Below are 16,839 nucleotides of genomic sequence, written 5' to 3'. Positions count from 1 at the left end.
TATCAGGGTCAATCCATGTCTCCCTAAACATATTTGACGCTCGTTTTAGGATTCCTCTTCCTGACCGAAAAATCGATTGAAATCTTTTTTTCAGCAGCAAAAAAGAGCCTAACTGACGTTAGGCTCTCAGATTGCAGACAAACTCCCTCGCTGAACGAACAGCAGAGGGAGTTTGTTTAATAATTTGATGAAAATACCGAAGGTGTTTTGATCGTTCACCTTTTGGCGACCTGATTTCCATAGCCAGGTCGCCATTTTTTTCAAGTTCATGGCAGCGAAAACAAGCATCGCCTGCATCGTGACCTTCTCCAGTCCTCGTAAGGTCGTCCAACGCATGCCATGCTTTTCCTTCATATCAGCGAATACACGTTCAATCGTTTCTTTCCGTTTGCTATAGATTTGTTTGTTTTCCTCGGTATGCCGGAGGTGGTCTACCTCTTCGAGGTAATCAGCCCAGATGTGGCGACTCACTCTCTTTGTGTAGTCTTTACTTTCCGTGCATTGTTTCAAGAACGGACAACTTCGGCAAACTTGAGAATTTGATCGATAGATACGGTACCCATCCTTGTTTGTTGTCTCATATGTTAAGATTTGCTCGTTCGGGCAGATGTAGCAGTCGAAATATTCATCATACACATATTCGTGCTTTTTAAAAAAACCTTCTTTGGTGCGTGGTCTTGTGTAGGGCATAACGGGGCGAATCTGGTCATCAAGGAGTGTTTTACTGATGTAAGGCGTCTTGTATCCCGAGTCCACTGCCACAGCTTGAGGCTGTGCAAACGTCTTTCGCACTTGATTCAAAACATCCTCAAAAACCTGACTGTCATGCACATTGCCTGGCGTTACCTTGGCACCAAGCACAAATCCATTTCGATCACATGCTGTATGAAAACTATAAGCAAATACACGTTCCTTTTCCCCTTTTACAAACAATCCGCAATCCGGGTCAGTTGTGCTGACTTTCACCTCCTTCTTCGAAGTTTCTGTCTTTTTTTCAAGGGGCTTCTTTCCATGTGCAATACGATCCTGATTGATTTCTTCGTCCAGCAGCTCTTGATATTTCTTCGCTTGTTCTTCAACGATTTCTTTCACGTATTTATGCTTATTCGCACTGGCTTTTACATGCGTAGCATCAATGAAAAGCACATCAGGCTTCACGAATCCATGATGAACCGCCTCCTCCAATATTCGAAGGAAGATCGACTCGAAGAGTTGAGTATCCCGAAAACGGCGAACATAGTTCTTGCCTAGGGTCGTGAAATGGGGAATGGGCTGACTGAAATCATAGCCAATAAACCACCGATAGGCAACATTGGTTTCGATCTCTTTAATCGTTTGTCGCATGGAACGAATTCCAAAAATATATTGGATGAAAGCAATTTTAACTAAGACTACAGGGTCAACACTGGGTCTGCCATTGTCATGACAGTAGAGGCTTTCCACCAAGTCATAGATGAACGAAAAGTCGATTGCATTTTCAATTTTTCTTACGAGATGATCTTCTGGCACCAACTCATCTAGCGAGAATGCAGATATCTGATAACGCCCTTCGGCCTCTTGCTTATTAAGCATAATGCCACCTCTAAAAAATAACTTTTGAAAACGTAACATGTTCTATATTCAACAAAAAAGCCTGCAGACCCTGTTCCTTACGGAACTTTGTCTACAGGCTGAGAGCCTAACTGACGTTAGGCTCTTTTCGTCGCATCCGTCTGCAATTAAACGGAGAGCGTTTCTTGACCTGGCTTCCAGTTCGCTGGGCACAGGCCACCTGCTTGCAGTGCTTGCAGCACGCGCAGAGTTTCTTCAGTGGAACGACCTACGTTCAGGTCGGTCACAACTTGGTATTTCAGGATGCCTTCTGGATCGATGATGAACAGACCGCGGAACGCAACGCCTGCTTCTTCATCCAGAACGCCGTATGCACGTGCAGTTGTTTTGTTGAAGTCAGCAGCCAGCGGGAAGTTCAGGCCACCCAAACCGTTTTGGTCGCGAGGAGTGTTGATCCAAGCGCGGTGGGAGTGAACAGAGTCAACGGACAGGCCGAGAACTTCAGCATCCAGATCTTTGAACTCTTCGATTGCATCGCTCATCGCGATGATTTCAGTCGGGCAAACGAAAGTAAAGTCGAGTGGATAGAAGAACATAACCAACCATTTGCCGCGATAATCAGACAAAGAAACCTTGCCGAATTCTTTGCCGTTACCCAGTGCAGTTTCCAGGGTAAAATCTGGAGCTGGGAGTCCAACGAGACGTTGTGCCATATGTAACGACCTCCTACATGTTTTTGTTCATAAACTACCTCTCACATCATATCAATCTATTTGTTTATAGTCAATATAAAGAAGGAATAATTGTTACTTGTTATTTATTTTCAATAAAGCTGCCACATCTAAAGCGCTTACAGTCCCAGTATTCCCATTCGTCAGATTATTATTCCTGTTTTTGGTTGCGCTGTAAAATACCTGACCTCGCAATCTCTCGCGCAGCTTCTACCAGCAGCTCGGGCGGCTGTACGAGGGCGATCCGCACGTAGCCTTCACCTTGTGCGCCAAATGCATCGCCGGGAATGACGACTACACCCGTCTCCTCCAGCAGGCGAAACGCGAACTGCTGGGAAGTCCAGCCTTCAGGCACAGGTGCCCAGACGAACATCGTCGCCTTCGGGGGATCGATCTTCCAGCCCGCCTCGGCCAGTGCCGCGAGCAGGGCATCGCGTCGCTCCTGGTACAGGGCGGCTACGCTGTTTTCCCCGCCAGTGAGCCGGTCTTTGCGCAAAGCGGCAATCGCCATCTGCTGGACAGGCAGGAATACGCCGTAGTCGACGTTGGACTTGACCACAGCAAGCGGTTTGATGATCTCTGCGTTGCCGACGACATAGGCGATCCGACAGCCGGCCATGTTGAAGCTCTTCGAAAATGAGTTGAACTCGATGCCCACCTCTTTAGCGCCTGGTGCTTGCAGGAAGCTGGGCGGCTTGTAGCCGTCAAAGGCCATTTCCGAATACGCCAGGTCGTGCACGACGATGATGTCGTGCCGCTTGGCAAAGGCGACGACTTCCTCGAAAAAAGAGAGCGTCGCTACGGCTGAAACCGGGTTGTTGGGGTAGTTGAGAATCATGAAGCGGGCACGGGCGGCGACACTGTCCGGGATCGCCTGCAAATCGGGCAAAAAGCCGTTGTCTGCCGTCAGCGGCATCGGATAAGGCACAGCTCCCGCGAGTTGGACACCCCCGGCGTAAATCGGGTAGCCCGGGTCTGGGACCAGCACGAGATCCCCCGGGTCCGTCCAGGCGAGTGCAAAGTGAGCGAGACCATCCTGGGAGCCCATCAGCGAATGTACTTCTGTGTCGGCGTCCAGCTCCACGCCGAAACGGAACTCGTACCAGCGGGCGACCTCTGCACGAAAGGCAGCGGTGCCTTCGCTGAGCGCATAGCCGAATGCCCCCGGCTCGCGTGCCGCCTGCACGAGCACATCCAAAAGCTCCTGGTCGGGCGCCTGATCCGGGCTGCCGATGCTCAGATCGTAAACGGTGCGCGTTTGCGCCACTGCCCGTTTGCGCTGTGCCATTTGGGAAAAGATAGCGGCTGACAGGTGCTGCAGCCGCTGTGAAGGTTTGCGCATGTTACTTTCCTCCCCAGACTTTCTCCATCTCTTCTTCTTTGAAGCCCAAGGTAACCTTGTCCTGATCGAACAGCAGCGGGCGTTTGATCAGCTTGCCGTTGGACGCGAGCAGCTCCAGCATCTCCTCTTCCGTCATCGTCGGGAGCTTGTCTTTTAACCCCAGCTCCCTGTACTGCACTCCGCTTACATTGAAAAACTTGCGCAAATCCAGTCCGCTTGCCTTCCACATCGCCCGCAGCTCTTCCTTGCCGGGAGGGGTATCGGCGATCGGGATTTCCTCGAAGCCGATTCCTTCCTGCTTGAGCCACTGCTTGGCTTTGCGGCACGTACCGCATTTGTCGTACAGATACGCTTTCAGTGTCATGTTCCTTTACCCCCCAAACGAAATTTCTACCTGGTAGCCCGCGTGTTTTCTCGCATGAAACACGCTGTTTTCGAAGATCAGGTACTGCGCCTTCGCGCCGATCAGCCGGCCGCTGATTGTCTCCTCCTTGTCCAGCGTCTTGGAGGTAATTTTGTCCAGCGATTCCAGAATCGGATACGTGATCTCGACCCACTCGTCTTCACGGTACTGAAACGGTTTGAACGCGTCCGGGAAGTGGCTGTACACCTCGTCGCGCATGGCCAACAGGTCGATCTCCCGGACCTCGCCCTTGAGCATCTTTCGCCAGTTGGTCTTGTCCGGCAAAAATTGGCTGAGATGCACCTCCAGTTCGCCTGCCATCCGTCGCGTCGGCAGTTCGGCAATCGGAATGGCGCGGATCGCACCCTGGTCCACCCAGCGCTTCAGCTCGTTGTTTTTGCGGGTCAGACCGACCTTGATGTCGCTGGATACAGCCAGGTAGACGTAGTGCGGAATCATGCAGTGCGTTTCCCCGAAGGTCGCGTCACGGCATGTCCCCTGGTCAAAATGGCACTCGTGCGGCTTGACGATGCACAGGTCATTTTCCGGAAGTTTGGTAAAACAGGGATAGCAATACCCGCTGTTAAATGTCTTGTTCGTTTTGCGTCCACAGGCGATGCAGTTTTTTTCGCCCAAAAATGTAATGTTCACTTCGCTGCCCAGGAACTCATTGAGCGGCAGACGATCCTCTCCTATGTTCATGTAGTAGTCTACGGGCTTGTCCTTCCCGTAATACTGGTGTGTCAATCCATGCAGTAAACCGCGGAGTTGCACATCACTCTCTCCTCTCCGTCATCCGATCCATACCATTTTATCATATGGCTCAAGCCTCGCTCATCGCTGTTTTCATTTGGCAGCATGTTTTGCCCGGAAAGCGGCAAACCCTATGTTCATACCTGTTAAAGAAGGAGTCCCGCTATGAGATGTGTACGATTGGCATGCGTTCTCGCTATCGTTTTTTGTTTTTTTGCGACATCGACGGCGGCTGTTTCTGTCCATCCCGTCTATGAACCGATCCATCGCATCGACACGCCCAAAAAGGTCGTGGCTCTCACCTTCGACGACGGGCCGGATGCCGTCTACACGCCGCAGATTCTCGAGGTACTGCACAACAATCATGTACCGGCGACCTTCTTTGTCCTCGGCTCTCAGGTGGACAAATACCCCAAGGTGATGCAATGGATCGCCAAGGCCGGCCATGAAATCGGCAATCACGGCTATCGGCATCACGATCTGCACAAGCTGACCGAACAGGAAGTGTACGATGACATCAAGCAGGGAGAGCGCTCGATTTTGCGCACGACCGGGATTTTGGCCCAGTATTACCGTCCTCCGGGCGGGGTGATGACCCACGACGTGATGAACGCGGTACAGGCGAGCGGCTACGATGTGATTCACTGGTCGATCGATCCTCGCGACTGGTCGCTGGCCCGGACCGCATCGGTGATTGCCAAAAGCGTCAAGCGCGACGTCTCGCCTGGCGACATTATCCTCTTCCACGACGGCGGGCTGAACCAGCGGCAAACGGTAGCGGCGCTGCAGGAGCTGATCACCTATCTGCGCCAGCAAGGATACCGCTTTGTCACAGTCAGCCAGTTGCTGGAGGCTTCCAACTGAATATGCAAAAAAGGCACCAGGTTCCGTATCGGGAACGACTGGTGCCGTATGTATGTCAGGAGACCATGACTTTTCCCAGGAACGAACGCAAACGCTCGTGTCTCGGATTTTCAAACACTTCCTCGGGCTTTCCTTCTTCCATGATTACGCCCTGGTCCATAAAAATGACGCGATCGCCGACTTCCCGGGCGAAACCCATTTCATGCGTGACGACAATCATCGTCATGCCTTCCCGGGCCAAATCCTTCATCACCGCGAGCACCTCTCCGACCAGCTCCGGGTCGAGCGCCGAGGTCGGCTCGTCAAACAGCATCACCTTCGGATTCATCGCCAGCGCACGGGCGATGGCCACCCGCTGCATCTGTCCTCCCGAAAGCCGTTCCGGATACACATCGGCCTTTTCCTCCAGGCCCACTTTTCGCAAAAGCGTCATCCCTTTTTCCCGCGCCTCTTCTGCATTGATCTTGCGCACTTTGACAGGCGCCAGCATCACGTTTTCCAGCACCGTTTTGTGCGGAAACAGGTTGAAGCGCTGAAACACCATTCCCACGTCTTCGCGCACCTTGTTGATGTCCACCTTCGGATCAGACAGGTCGTGCCCGTTGATGACGATTTTGCCGCTCGTCATCTCCTCCAGTTGATTGAGACAGCGCAAGAACGTGCTTTTTCCCGAACCCGAGGGACCGATGACGCAGACAACCTCGCGCTCCTGTACCTGTGTCGTGATTCCTTTCAACACTTGCAACGAACCGTAGTTCTTTGTCAAATCCTGTACCTGGATAATCATGGCATCATCCCCCACGAACAGTTCTATCTTCTTATAGTTTACATGAATATTTGGAAAAATCCATGACGTGGCACAAAAAACATCGCAGCCTTTTGACAGACTGCGATGCACGACCCAAATCAAAGCGTCCGTTATCTCGACATCTCACATTCGCCTTTGCAGGTACAGGATGAACAGGAAGCGAGCGACGGAGGTGTCGGCCGTTTGTGCTTGTTGAGCCCGGAGAGGTAATGGATCAGCCGGGCAGAGTTGAGGACGACGAGGACCGAAGTGGCATTGTGCACAAAGGCTCCCCCTACAGGTCCGAGCACGCCCCACATGGCAAGAGCGACAGCGCCGAGATTGATTACACTGGAGACGATCAGGTTTTCGCGGATGACGCGCAGCGTCTTTTGGCCCAGCCGGACGACGTCGGCCACCTTGGACAGGTCGTCATTCATAATAACGATATCGGCCGCTTCCGCCGCGATTTGCGTCCCGCCTGCCCCCATGGCAATGCCGACGTGGGCAGAAGTCAGGGCCGGGGCGTCGTTGATGCCGTCGCCTACCATTCCGACGACATGACCTTGCTTGCGGTACTCCTCCACATGCCGGTACTTCGCTTCGGGAAACTGTTCCGCGTATACGGTAGTCACTCCGGCCTGCTGGGCGATCTGTGCCGCAGCACCGCGGTTGTCGCCGGTGAGCATGGCGATGTTCCCGACACCGTGCAGACGAAGCAATCCAATCGTCTCCCGCGCCTCTGTCCGCACGCGGTCAGCCAGCGTAATCATCCCGATCAGCTTGCCGCCGCGGGCAACGAACACCGCCGTACGACCCGCCTGTTCCTGCTCTTCCTTCATCTGCTCCAATTCCTCGGTCGCTACTCCCATGTCGGTAAAAAAGCGACGGTTCCCCACCAGAACCTGCTGTCCCTCGATCTGACCCGATACGCCGTTGCCGGGATGGACGAGGAAGGAATCGACTTTGGGCAAAGTGACAGTGCGTTCTTCTCCGGCTTTGACGATCGCCTGTGCGACCGGGTGCTCGGAGTGCTGCTCCAACGCTGCTGCCAGACGAATTACTTCATCGGCATCCTGATTGTGAAGGCGGGCAACGCCAGCGACTTGCAACTTTCCTTCCGTCAACGTACCCGTCTTGTCAAACAGCAAGGCGTTGACCAGACCAATCTGTTCGAGAGCGACACCGCTTTTGATCAGGATGCCGTGTTTGGCGGCGCTGCCGATCCCGGCCATGATCGCGGTAGGTGTCGCCAGCACGAGCGCACACGGGCAGAAGACGATCAGGATGGTAACGGCACGCACCAAATCTCCGGTGAACAGGTACACCAGGACCGCTGCGACCAAACTCGTCGGGACGATCCACGCCGCCCAGCGGTCCAACAGACGCTGTACGGGTGCTTTGCGCTCCATCGCCTCCGCGACCAGGCGCGTCACCTTGGCAAATGTCGTCTCATCGCCGACCCGTTTTGCTTCAATCTCAATAACGCCGTTCGTATTGAGCGTACCCATGAACACTTCGTCCCCGGACCGTTTGTCGACCGGCAGGGACTCGCCTGTCAGCGCCGCCTGGTTGAGTGCTGCCTGACCGCTTTTTACCACGCCGTCTACCGGCACCTTCTCGCCTGGCTTCACCAGGATCAGATCGCCTTGCACGACCTTTTCAAGCGGCACCTCCATCCAGTCGTCACCCCGTTTTACAGTCGCCGTTTGCGGTGCCATTTGCACCATTTCTTCCAAGGCAGAGGCTGCTTTCGCCACAGTCCGCTGCTCCAGCCACATGCCGAGCATCATAATCAGAGCCACTTCACCGGCCGCGAACGTCTCGCCGATCGATACAGCCGCGATGATCGCGATCGTTACCAGCACATCGCTGTTGACCGTTCTCTCCTGGAACAGCTCCTTTCCCGCTGACCAGGCGATCGGGATACCGCACAACAGCACTGCCAACCAGGACAGATCAAATCCCCCGACTTCTCCGTACAGCCAACTGACCAGCAATCCGATTGCCGATATCGCCATCACCCATTTTTCCCACATTTGTTTCCATCTCCTTTTTTGGCACTCTCATTGAGAAAGAGAATCAGACTTATTTCTCCCGTAAAAACAGTGGAAGCTGCTGCCCGCAGGCAACAGCATCCTAATTGATAATGATTATCCATATCTTTGCTTAGGTGAATTTTTTTGTGTAGAGGCAAAGAATTTATAATTATTCTAATGTAGGCATCTCATTTCGTCAATCCCCATTTTTCGTTCTCCGCCAATGTGTAACTCTCGCCGCTGCGGTTCATGCTAATAATGAGGTGACTTCCATGGTACGAAAACGAATGACGGCCCTTGTAACGGTGTTTGCCGTGCTGATAGCGGGAATTTTCGTGGAGCGATTGAGCAGCTCCAATCTAGCCGCTGATTCTTCCGGCTACTACCTGGAGGAAGAGGTCCTGTCCGGTTCAGGAGAAAACAAGATCGTCCAGCTTTTTGTCAACGGGGTCATATCCGGGCAGCGCAACGCGAGCGGTCTGCCCTCGATGGCCGAAGTGCTGCACGAGCAACTGCGAAGGGTCGAGGCTGATCCGAGTGTCAAGGCGGTCGTACTTCGGATCGACAGTCCTGGCGGCGAAGTCGTAGCGACCGACGAGATCCACAGCCAATTGCTCCATCTCAAAAAGGAGCGCAACCTCCCAATCGTGATCAGCATGGGCTCCACGGCAGCATCAGGCGGCTACTACCTGGCGACAGCCGGAGACTCGATTTTTGCCAATCCGAACACGCTGACCGGAAGCCTCGGAGTGATCTTTAACTTGCTCAACTACGGGGAAGCGATCAACAAGCTGGGGGTTCATCAATATGCGATCAAAAGTGGTCGTTTCAAAGACATCGGCAGTCCGGCCCGGGCGATGACGACGCAGGAGCAACACATTTTTCAAACATTGGTCAATGACAGCTACAACAAGTTTGTCGACGTCATCGTCAATGGGCGCAATCTCCCACGCGAAAAAGTGCTGGAAATCGCCGACGGCCGAATCTACTCCGGAGAGCAGGCGAAAGACCTGGGGCTGATCGACCAGTTTGGCGATCTGGACGAGGCTACCCAGTATGCGCTCGCCCTGAGCGGTGAGACAGAAGCGATCGTCGTCCGCTACAAGGAGCAGCTTTCGTTGAGAAGCCTGCTCTTCGCCTTGAGGCAGCACTGGTCCAATCCCGATCCTCTGGGCATCGCACGTGTGCTCGATCGCCAGTCTACCCATCGCCTGCTGTACCAGATGAATCCATGACGGGAGGGTTGCCCCATGCATGAGACCACGATCGATCATGTTCATGCTCCCAAGGAAGTCGCCGTTCACTACGCCGGCTTCTGGATTCGCGTGGCCGCACTCTTTCTGGATTCCCTGTTTCTCCTGGGCACGAGCCTGTTGATCTTTCAGCCGCTGCGGCGCGCGCTCGGCTTTTCCAGCGCCCTTTTTTCCGTTGTGGACGGGCTGGAAGTCGCGTTTGGCTTTTTGTACGCATGTCTGTTGACCTGGTGGAGCGGCCAGACCCTGGGCAAAATGGTTTTCGGTATTCGCGTCGTCACGACCGGCCAGGCCGCTCGCCAAACACTGTCTTTCGGGCAAGTGGTGCTGCGCGAAGTGCTCGGCAAAACCCTCTCTGCCATTCCCTTTGGCCTTGGCTATTTGTGGGCTGGCTGGACCAAGCGAAAACAAGGCTGGCACGATCTGATCGCCAATACATATGTCGTCTGGGAACGACGATCTTCCTGAAAGCCGTTCGTCTGATGACACAACAAAAAAGACTCGCTGATCGCCGCAGGAGCTACATCCTGGCAGACGAAAGCGAGTCTTTTTCTCCATCGCTTATTGCTGAGTCGTTTGTGGTACTGCAGGCGGCGTCGGACTGTCGTCGGAAAAAAACGGAACGACCACCAGGCTGACGATGAAAAACAGAATCCAGATGAGCCCCCGTTTGAACACGGACGGAGTCATCATATGGATCAGCTCCTTCCAAAACATCGTTCTATCTATACCATACGCTTTCCATCCTGCCGCCCGTTTATGCGTCTTTTTGTCACAAACAATCTCTTTTTTGTACAAACGTATAGCTTAGCCTTGCTTTTGCCATTCAATCGACCCGTGTGACAGCGACCTGCGCTGGAACAGACAGGCGACCGCAAAAGCGAGCAGCAGTCCGCCCATCACCCAGAATATCGTCCATGGCTCCCACGCCTGCATCATGTACCCATTGACTCCTGGAGCGAGAATACTGGCGACGCCGAAGTTGATCGCGGCCACGATCCCCGCCGTGGGAATCATCGACCCAGGCAAAATATCAGCGGCAAACGCCATGCCCAGCGAGTAAAAGGAGCCTACTGCCGCCCCCGCGACAGCCAACAGGAACATCATTATCCAGACGTTGTCGCCAGCCATCGGGAAGAAGAAAAAGGCTGCCGCACCGATCAGGGCGCAGCAAAACATCACCTGTTTGCGCCCCACTTTGTCACTGAGCGCGCCGAGCGGCATTTGCAGAATGATGCTGCCCAGAATAAAGGAAGGCAAAAGTACCGATACCCACTCTACCGACAGCCCGGTGCGCAAGGCGAATACGGGGAAGCTCCCGTTCAGCGTCGTCTCCATGTACCCGTACAAAAACGACGGGATCAGCGCCAGCCAGCCGATGCGCAACACGGTCGCATACTTGTTTTGCTTTTTCTCGGTCTGGCTGATCTCTTCGGGAAAGTCGTTTTTGATCCGGCTCAACAGTACGTAGGCGACGGCATACAAGAGCAGCAACGCGCCGAATGGAGCCCAAATCCCGTACGGCAGCAAGTTCAAGCCCAGTGGACCGACACCAAAGCCGATACCAAAGCTGAGCCCGTATATCGACAGGTCACGCCCGCGATTTTTCTTTTCGGCGATCTTGGTCACCCACATCTGGCTGGCGTAATGCAGCGTCGAATCGCCCACTCCCATCAGCAATCGGAGCACAAACCAGGCCGTCAGCGACGAAAACAGCGGAACCAGCACCGTCGCCCCTGTGAGAAGAACCAGGCCCCAGAAGATCGTGCTGCGGTATCCCAACCGCCTCAGCGGGATCTCCAGCCAGGGAGAGACGAGTACAATACCGATGTACAATGCGGTTGCGTTTAACCCGTTGACGACCGAGGAGACGCCCTGGTTTTCCAGCATGACCGCAAGCAGCGGGATCGTCAATCCCTGGTTTGCCCCGGCTACCGCCACTACAACAATCAATGCCCAAAACGTAAATCGTGATGACTGCATCGTTTCAGAAACCTCCACATTCCTTCTCCACACTGCCTGCATTGATGCAGATATGCCAACCTTTCGTTTATCCACTCACTTTAACAGAAAGGTCGCCTTGCTGGAGTTGGTACATTTTCCGATAGATTCCACCCTGTTCCATCAGCTCTTCATGGCGGCCGCGCTCCACCACCTCGCCCCGCGAGAGGACGAGAATCTGGTCGGCGTGCTGAATCGTGGACAGACGGTGCGCGATGATAAACGTCGTCCGTCCCCGTGACAAGACGTGCAAGGCTTCCTGGATCGCCAGCTCCGTCTCGCTGTCGATGCTCGCGGTCGCCTCGTCGAGAATCAGGATCGCCGGATCGGCAGCAAGCGCGCGGGCAAACGAGATCAACTGGCGCTGGCCGGCAGAAAGCGTCGCGCCCCGCTCGACCACCGGTTCTTCATACCCGTTCGGCAGCCTGTTGACAAACTCGTCGGCACGTACCGCCCGGGCTGCTGCCTGCACCTGCTCATCCGTAATCTGCGCGTTGTACATGCGGATATTGAATCCGATGCTGCCGGTAAACAAAAACGGATCTTGCAGCACCAGCCCGATATGGCGGCGCAGCTTTTGGATATCGGCGCCGCTCATCTCGTTTCCGTCGATGCGGATGCGCCCTTTTGTCACCGGATAATAGCCGAGCAGCAGGTTCATCAGGGAGCTTTTCCCCGAGCCGGTATGCCCGACCAAGGCAATCGTCTCCCCCGGCTTTGCTGTGAACGAAACATTTTTCAGCACGTACTGGTCGCCGGAGTAGGCAAACGAGACGTTTTCGAACGCCACTTCGCCGCGCGGACGTCCGATCTCCTTGCTCGGTTCTGTCTGTTCCTCAGGCAAGTCCATGATTTCAAACACGCGCTGGGCAGAAATGGTCGCCTGCTGAAGCTGCGAAAGACGGTTCATAATCATGTTGATCGGCTCGAAAAAACGACCCATGTAATCGATAAAGGCAAAGAGCGTCCCGAAGGAAATGACGCTGTGGAAGGAAGCCGAGCCGAAGTACCAGACGATCAGCGTCAAGGCGATCTTCGAGATCAAATCCACCGCCGGGCGCAGCAGAAAAGATTCGAGGTTGTTTTCTTTCAGCCTCACCTTGAAATAGTCGTCGGCGATCTTGGCAAATTCCTGCTCCACGCCCTTTTCCCGGCGAAACGCCTGAACGATCGCCATATTTTGAATCATTTCGTTGATCGTCACGTTCATGTCGCTCAGCCGGGTGCGAATCGCCGCGTAGTACCGCGAGCTGAAGCGGTGGTAGAAATACACCAGCAGAGCGAGCACCGGAACCGTGAGGCAGCAGATCAGGGCGAGCTGCGGCTGGAGGATGAACAGCGCGACCAAAATACCGATCAGGAACAGCCCGTTTTGCACAAACGTAGCCAGCACGCTCACATACAGCTCGCGAATCGCTTCCGTATCGTTGGTGACACGAGATACCAAAGCACCGACCGGTGTCTTGTCAAAAAACGAGACGGGCAGCTTTTGCAAATGGGCAAACAGCTTCATCCGCATCTGCTGGATAATGCGCTGGGCAATCGTCTGCAGCCACAAGATCTGCAAGTAATTGAATCCGGCAGACAGCAAAATCAGGACGGCGTAGCCGACGCTAAGCCCGATGATCGGCGGGATGTCTGCGGCGTACATCGCCTTGACCTCTTCTGCTGTCAGGCGGATGCCTGCCGTACTCCCGCCTGGCGATTCCACCTCTACCCGCTCGCGGTCGCCCGCTTGCGCCTGGGAGACGATTTGCCAACCTGCGTTGGGATTGACCTCTCCCTCGACCAGATAGTAGGCAGTTCCTTCTGCCAGGACCGACACCTTTGCTGCATCCCGTTCTTCGGTCGAATATCCTGCTTCGATCAGCCTGTCTTCCCGCACGTACAAGCTGCCGTTTACCTCTACCGCTGCTGCCTCGACCGCCGTTTGTGCCTCTTCTTCGACTTCATACCACGTCTGCTGGATCGCCAAAATGTGATTGTCGATCATAATTTTCGCCAGAAACGGACCTGCCAGCTCTGCACCCGTCCCCAGCACAAGCAGCACGAGCGCCCCTGCTATTTGTTTCTGAAACGGTTTGGCAAACGACACCAGCCGTCCCCATACCTTTTGTCCACTCATTGAAAGTCCTCCTCTTGCCGCCTAGCCAGTCACGTCCTCTTCCATCTGCTGACGCCGGTACTGTTCTGCATACCAGCCCCCGAGCTGCATCAGCTCTTCATGCGTGCCACGCTCCACGATTCGTCCCTCGTCCAGCACGAGAATAAGCTGTGCGTGCTGGATCGCGGAGAGTCGATGCGCCGTAATGATCGTCGTCTTGTTGGTCCGCTCCTCGCGCAGATGATGGATGATCCGCTCCTCCGTACGCGCGTCTACAGCGGACAGCGAATCGTCGAGAATCAGGATGTCCGCATCCATCAGCAGGGCGCGGGCAATGGAAATGCGCTGCTTTTGGCCGCCGGAGAGCATGACCCCCTTTTCCCCGACCATCGTTTGCAGGCCTTCGGGAAAATGGGCAATATCGCCGCTCATCTCAGCCAATGCCAGCGCTCGCCGCACCTCTGCCTCCGTCGCATCGGGTTTGCCAAAGGCGACGTTTTCGGCGATCGAGCGCGAAAACAGCAGGTGCTCCTGCGGCACGTAGGCGATTTTTTCCCGCAGCGCGGCAAATGAGAGCTGCTCGATTGGTACTCCGCCGACGAGCAACGTGTTCGGTGTTATCGGAAACTGGTGAAGCAGCGTACGGCAGAGCGTCGACTTTCCGCTTCCTGTCCGTCCGACGATGCCCAGCGTCTCGCCTTCCTGCAGCGAAAAGCTGATGTCGGACAAGGCAGGCGTCTCACTGCCGGGATACGCAAAGGTAAAGCTGCGCGCTTCCAGTGAATTTTCGCTTACTTTTGTGACGGGCTGCTTCACTTCCTCGATGCCCGGTTCCTCCGCAAAAAACTCCGACAGCCGCAAATGGGACGCACTCCCCCGTTGCAGCACGTTGATCAGCCAGCCAAAAGCGAGCATCGGCCAGATCAACAAGCCGAGGTACATGTTGAAGGCGATCAGATCACCCAGGGAAATCGCGCTGGTAAACACGAGGTAGGTCCCGTAGCCAAAGCCGATGAGAAAGCTGAACCCGATGATGAGGTTGATCGTCGGATCGAACAGGGCGTCCACCCGCGACACGTTTACATTGCGCTCCAATGTCTTTTCGCTCACCCGGCGAAACGCGGCGACGTCTTCCTTTTCCTGAACAAAGGCACGCATCACACGCACCCCGGAAACGGACTGCTGGACGTGGTCGTTCATCTCGCCAAACGCCTCCTGCGCCAGGTAAAAGCGCTCATGCAAAAGCCGGCCGTAATACGCCGTAGCCCAGGCCACAAAAGGCAGCGGCAGCAAGGCTGCTACGGTCAGCTTCCAATCGATCGTGATCATCATCACACTGAGAGTCAACAGCGTCATAAACAGCGAATCGACCAGAGTCAGCACACCCACACTCGCGGTCTGCTCAATCGCCGGAATGTCGTTGGTGGCGATCGCCATCAAGTCGCCGCTGCGCCTGCGCTGGTAAAAGGAGGGCGTCATCCGCGTCAGATGGGAAAACAGCCGCTGTCGCAAAATTCGCTCCAAAATCAGCGCTCCTCCGTTCAGCAAATACCTCCAGAGAAAGCGCATCGCGTAGAGGGAAAACCCAAGCGTCAGCAAAATCAGCACATTTTGCGTCAAAATAGCCGGCGTCAACGTGCCGTTGCGCATGCTGTCGACCATCTGGCCGATCAGACGCGGCGGCCACAACATCAGCACATCTATCAGAAACAGACAGGCGATCCCTATCGTATAACGCTTCCAATATGCCCGGAAAAACCAGGATAATTCTCGTAATATTCGCATAAAGCTCACCTCATGGAAGTTGCATGGCCCCTGTAAAAAAACAAAAGGAGGAGCGTCAAAAGTTACGTCCTCCTTCACTTCTAACATCGTAATTTACCAAATTTTCCTTGTCAATAAGTTTTGTTTTTCCACCCCGTAGCTCCAGCCACTCGCTGCGCAGCATGCTGTAGACGGCGTGATCGACGTAGTGATCGTACAAAAACTCGTTGCGGCGCATGACTCCTTCCAATTGAAAACCGAGCCGCTCGGGAATCGCCCTGCTCCTGGCATTGCCGGTCGCTGCTTGAATCGTCAGCCTCTCCAGCTTCCAGGAGCCGAAGATCAATCGATCCATGTACGTCACGACAGCCTGCGTCATCAGCCCCCTGCCTTGAAACTGGGAGCCCAGCCAGTAGCCGAGCGACGTCTTTTTGTTGATCCAGTCGATGTTGTGCACGCCGAGCGTTCCCGCCAGCCGCCCCTTGTACCAGATGCCGTAATGCGTGCCCTGGTTGTTGTTGTGCTGGTCGATCGTCATGGCGATAAACTGCGCGCTATCTTCCACCTTTGTATTGTAATCGAGCCACGGCAGCCACTGGCGCAAGTAGGCGCGATTGGTGTCAATCAGCCAGAACATCTCGCTCGCATCGCCTGGCTCCAATTGCTTGAGAAACGAATCTTCGGTCATCGGCAGCACTCTCATCCCCATGCTCCTCTCTATTCCGGGTCGATTGCTGATGCAGGCTGTTCCGGCATCGGCACATTCTCTCCATTGAGCACGACATGCGGTACGATTACTGCCTTCAAGGAAGCAGCCACCGGGCAGTATTGCTCGCTCTCCAGCCTGATCGCCTGCCAGATGCGGGAAGGGACCACTGCTCCCGTAGCGTGAAACGTCAAGTGAACCTCCGTGATCGCTCCGGGAGTATCATCGCTGCGCAAAGCGTCCGCTTCGATCTGCAACGATTCCAGTTCCTGCCTCATTTTTTTCAAAATATTCGTTACGCCCATGCCCATGCAGCCGCATAGCGCTACTACCAACAACTCCATCGGACTGTTGCCAGTCGATCCCTCGCCGATCTTCGCGCTGGAATCCATCATTACGCTATACCCGCTCGGTCCTACCGCCCGAAACTGCTTTTCGCCCAGCCATTCCGCCTTTACGCCAATGCTCCTTTTTGCCGTCATGCTTTGCCGCCCCCCAGCTCTTTCCTGATTACTTTCCTTATTATATGAATACCTCCACT

16 protein-coding genes are annotated in these 16,839 nt (G+C 54.6%); 3 read left to right on the top strand and 13 right to left on the bottom strand.

Annotation, left to right across the window (positions count from 1 at the left end; all coding sequences use genetic code 11):
• Positions 1 to 126 precede the first annotated feature (126 nt).
• From ACAF76_RS03285 to ACAF76_RS03265, 5 genes are all read right to left on the bottom strand, one after another.
• Complete coding sequence (locus ACAF76_RS03285) at positions 127 to 1,572, bottom strand: IS1182 family transposase (RefSeq protein WP_400162161.1); 1,446 nt, start codon at positions 1,570 to 1,572, stop codon at positions 127 to 129.
• Positions 1,573 to 1,718: 146 nt separating this feature from the next.
• Positions 1,719 to 2,264: a peroxiredoxin gene (locus ACAF76_RS03280; protein ID WP_400162628.1), complete on the bottom strand. Its 546-nt coding sequence runs from the start codon at positions 2,262 to 2,264 to the stop codon at positions 1,719 to 1,721.
• A 169-nt stretch (positions 2,265 to 2,433) separates the two neighbouring features.
• Positions 2,434 to 3,624, bottom strand: coding sequence for an aminotransferase class I/II-fold pyridoxal phosphate-dependent enzyme (locus tag ACAF76_RS03275; RefSeq protein ID WP_400162627.1), 1,191 nt, complete (start codon positions 3,622 to 3,624; stop codon positions 2,434 to 2,436).
• 1 nt (position 3,625) lies between these two features.
• Positions 3,626 to 3,988, bottom strand: coding sequence for an arsenate reductase family protein (locus tag ACAF76_RS03270; protein ID WP_400162626.1), 363 nt, complete (start codon positions 3,986 to 3,988; stop codon positions 3,626 to 3,628).
• Positions 3,989 to 3,994: 6 nt separating this feature from the next.
• The gene (locus ACAF76_RS03265; protein ID WP_400162625.1) at positions 3,995 to 4,801 is read right to left on the bottom strand and encodes a DUF2797 domain-containing protein; all 807 of its coding nucleotides are present in this window, start codon (positions 4,799 to 4,801) and stop codon (positions 3,995 to 3,997) included.
• A gap of 144 nt (positions 4,802 to 4,945) precedes the next feature.
• Between ACAF76_RS03265 and ACAF76_RS03260 the strand changes: the two genes are divergently transcribed.
• Positions 4,946 to 5,644 (top strand): polysaccharide deacetylase family protein, encoded by a 699-nt coding sequence (locus tag ACAF76_RS03260; protein ID WP_400162624.1) that lies wholly within the window; start codon positions 4,946 to 4,948, stop codon positions 5,642 to 5,644.
• 55 nt (positions 5,645 to 5,699) lie between these two features.
• Here ACAF76_RS03260 and ACAF76_RS03255 read toward each other — a convergent pair whose 3' ends face one another.
• Both ACAF76_RS03255 and ACAF76_RS03250 read right to left on the bottom strand, forming a co-directional pair.
• Positions 5,700 to 6,431, bottom strand: a complete 732-nt coding sequence (locus ACAF76_RS03255; protein WP_400162623.1) for an amino acid ABC transporter ATP-binding protein — start codon at positions 6,429 to 6,431, stop codon at positions 5,700 to 5,702.
• A 131-nt stretch (positions 6,432 to 6,562) separates the two neighbouring features.
• Entirely contained in the window at positions 6,563 to 8,470 is a 1,908-nt protein-coding gene (locus ACAF76_RS03250; protein ID WP_400162622.1) for a heavy metal translocating P-type ATPase, read from the bottom strand.
• Positions 8,471 to 8,742: 272 nt separating this feature from the next.
• On the opposite strand from ACAF76_RS03250, the gene sppA reads away from it, so the two are divergent.
• Both sppA and ACAF76_RS03240 read left to right on the top strand, forming a co-directional pair.
• Positions 8,743 to 9,705, top strand: coding sequence for a signal peptide peptidase SppA (gene sppA, locus ACAF76_RS03245; protein ID WP_400162621.1), 963 nt, complete (start codon positions 8,743 to 8,745; stop codon positions 9,703 to 9,705).
• Between the two features lie 15 nt (positions 9,706 to 9,720).
• A complete protein-coding gene (locus ACAF76_RS03240; RefSeq protein WP_400162620.1) occupies positions 9,721 to 10,191 on the top strand; it encodes an RDD family protein in 471 nt (156 codons plus the stop codon).
• Positions 10,192 to 10,284: 93 nt separating this feature from the next.
• Here the strand turns inward: ACAF76_RS03240 and ACAF76_RS03235 are convergent, their stop codons facing one another.
• The 6 genes from ACAF76_RS03235 to ACAF76_RS03210 all read right to left on the bottom strand — a co-directional run bounded on the left by ACAF76_RS03235 (position 10,285) and on the right by ACAF76_RS03210 (position 16,780).
• Positions 10,285 to 10,416 (bottom strand): hypothetical protein, encoded by a 132-nt coding sequence (locus ACAF76_RS03235; RefSeq protein ID WP_400162619.1) that lies wholly within the window; start codon positions 10,414 to 10,416, stop codon positions 10,285 to 10,287.
• A gap of 114 nt (positions 10,417 to 10,530) precedes the next feature.
• Positions 10,531 to 11,706 (bottom strand): MFS transporter, encoded by a 1,176-nt coding sequence (locus ACAF76_RS03230; protein WP_400162617.1) that lies wholly within the window; start codon positions 11,704 to 11,706, stop codon positions 10,531 to 10,533.
• 67 nt (positions 11,707 to 11,773) lie between these two features.
• Positions 11,774 to 13,849, bottom strand: a complete 2,076-nt coding sequence (locus tag ACAF76_RS03225; RefSeq protein ID WP_400162616.1) for an ABC transporter ATP-binding protein — start codon at positions 13,847 to 13,849, stop codon at positions 11,774 to 11,776.
• 21 nt (positions 13,850 to 13,870) lie between these two features.
• Positions 13,871 to 15,613 (bottom strand): ABC transporter ATP-binding protein, encoded by a 1,743-nt coding sequence (locus tag ACAF76_RS03220; protein ID WP_400162615.1) that lies wholly within the window; start codon positions 15,611 to 15,613, stop codon positions 13,871 to 13,873.
• A gap of 55 nt (positions 15,614 to 15,668) precedes the next feature.
• On the bottom strand, positions 15,669 to 16,295 hold the full coding sequence (locus ACAF76_RS03215) for a GNAT family N-acetyltransferase (RefSeq protein ID WP_400162614.1): 627 nt from the start codon (positions 16,293 to 16,295) through the stop codon (positions 15,669 to 15,671).
• A gap of 14 nt (positions 16,296 to 16,309) precedes the next feature.
• A complete protein-coding gene (locus ACAF76_RS03210) occupies positions 16,310 to 16,780 on the bottom strand; it encodes an OsmC family protein (RefSeq protein ID WP_400162613.1) in 471 nt (156 codons plus the stop codon).
• Positions 16,781 to 16,839: the final 59 nt, after the last annotated feature.

Origin of the sequence: Brevibacillus sp. TJ4 (assembly GCF_044627595.2) — a bacterium.
GTDB lineage: Bacteria > Bacillota > Bacilli > Brevibacillales > Brevibacillaceae > Brevibacillus.
Note: the sequence above shows the minus strand (reverse complement) of the source record. Positions and strands in the feature narration are given on the sequence as shown.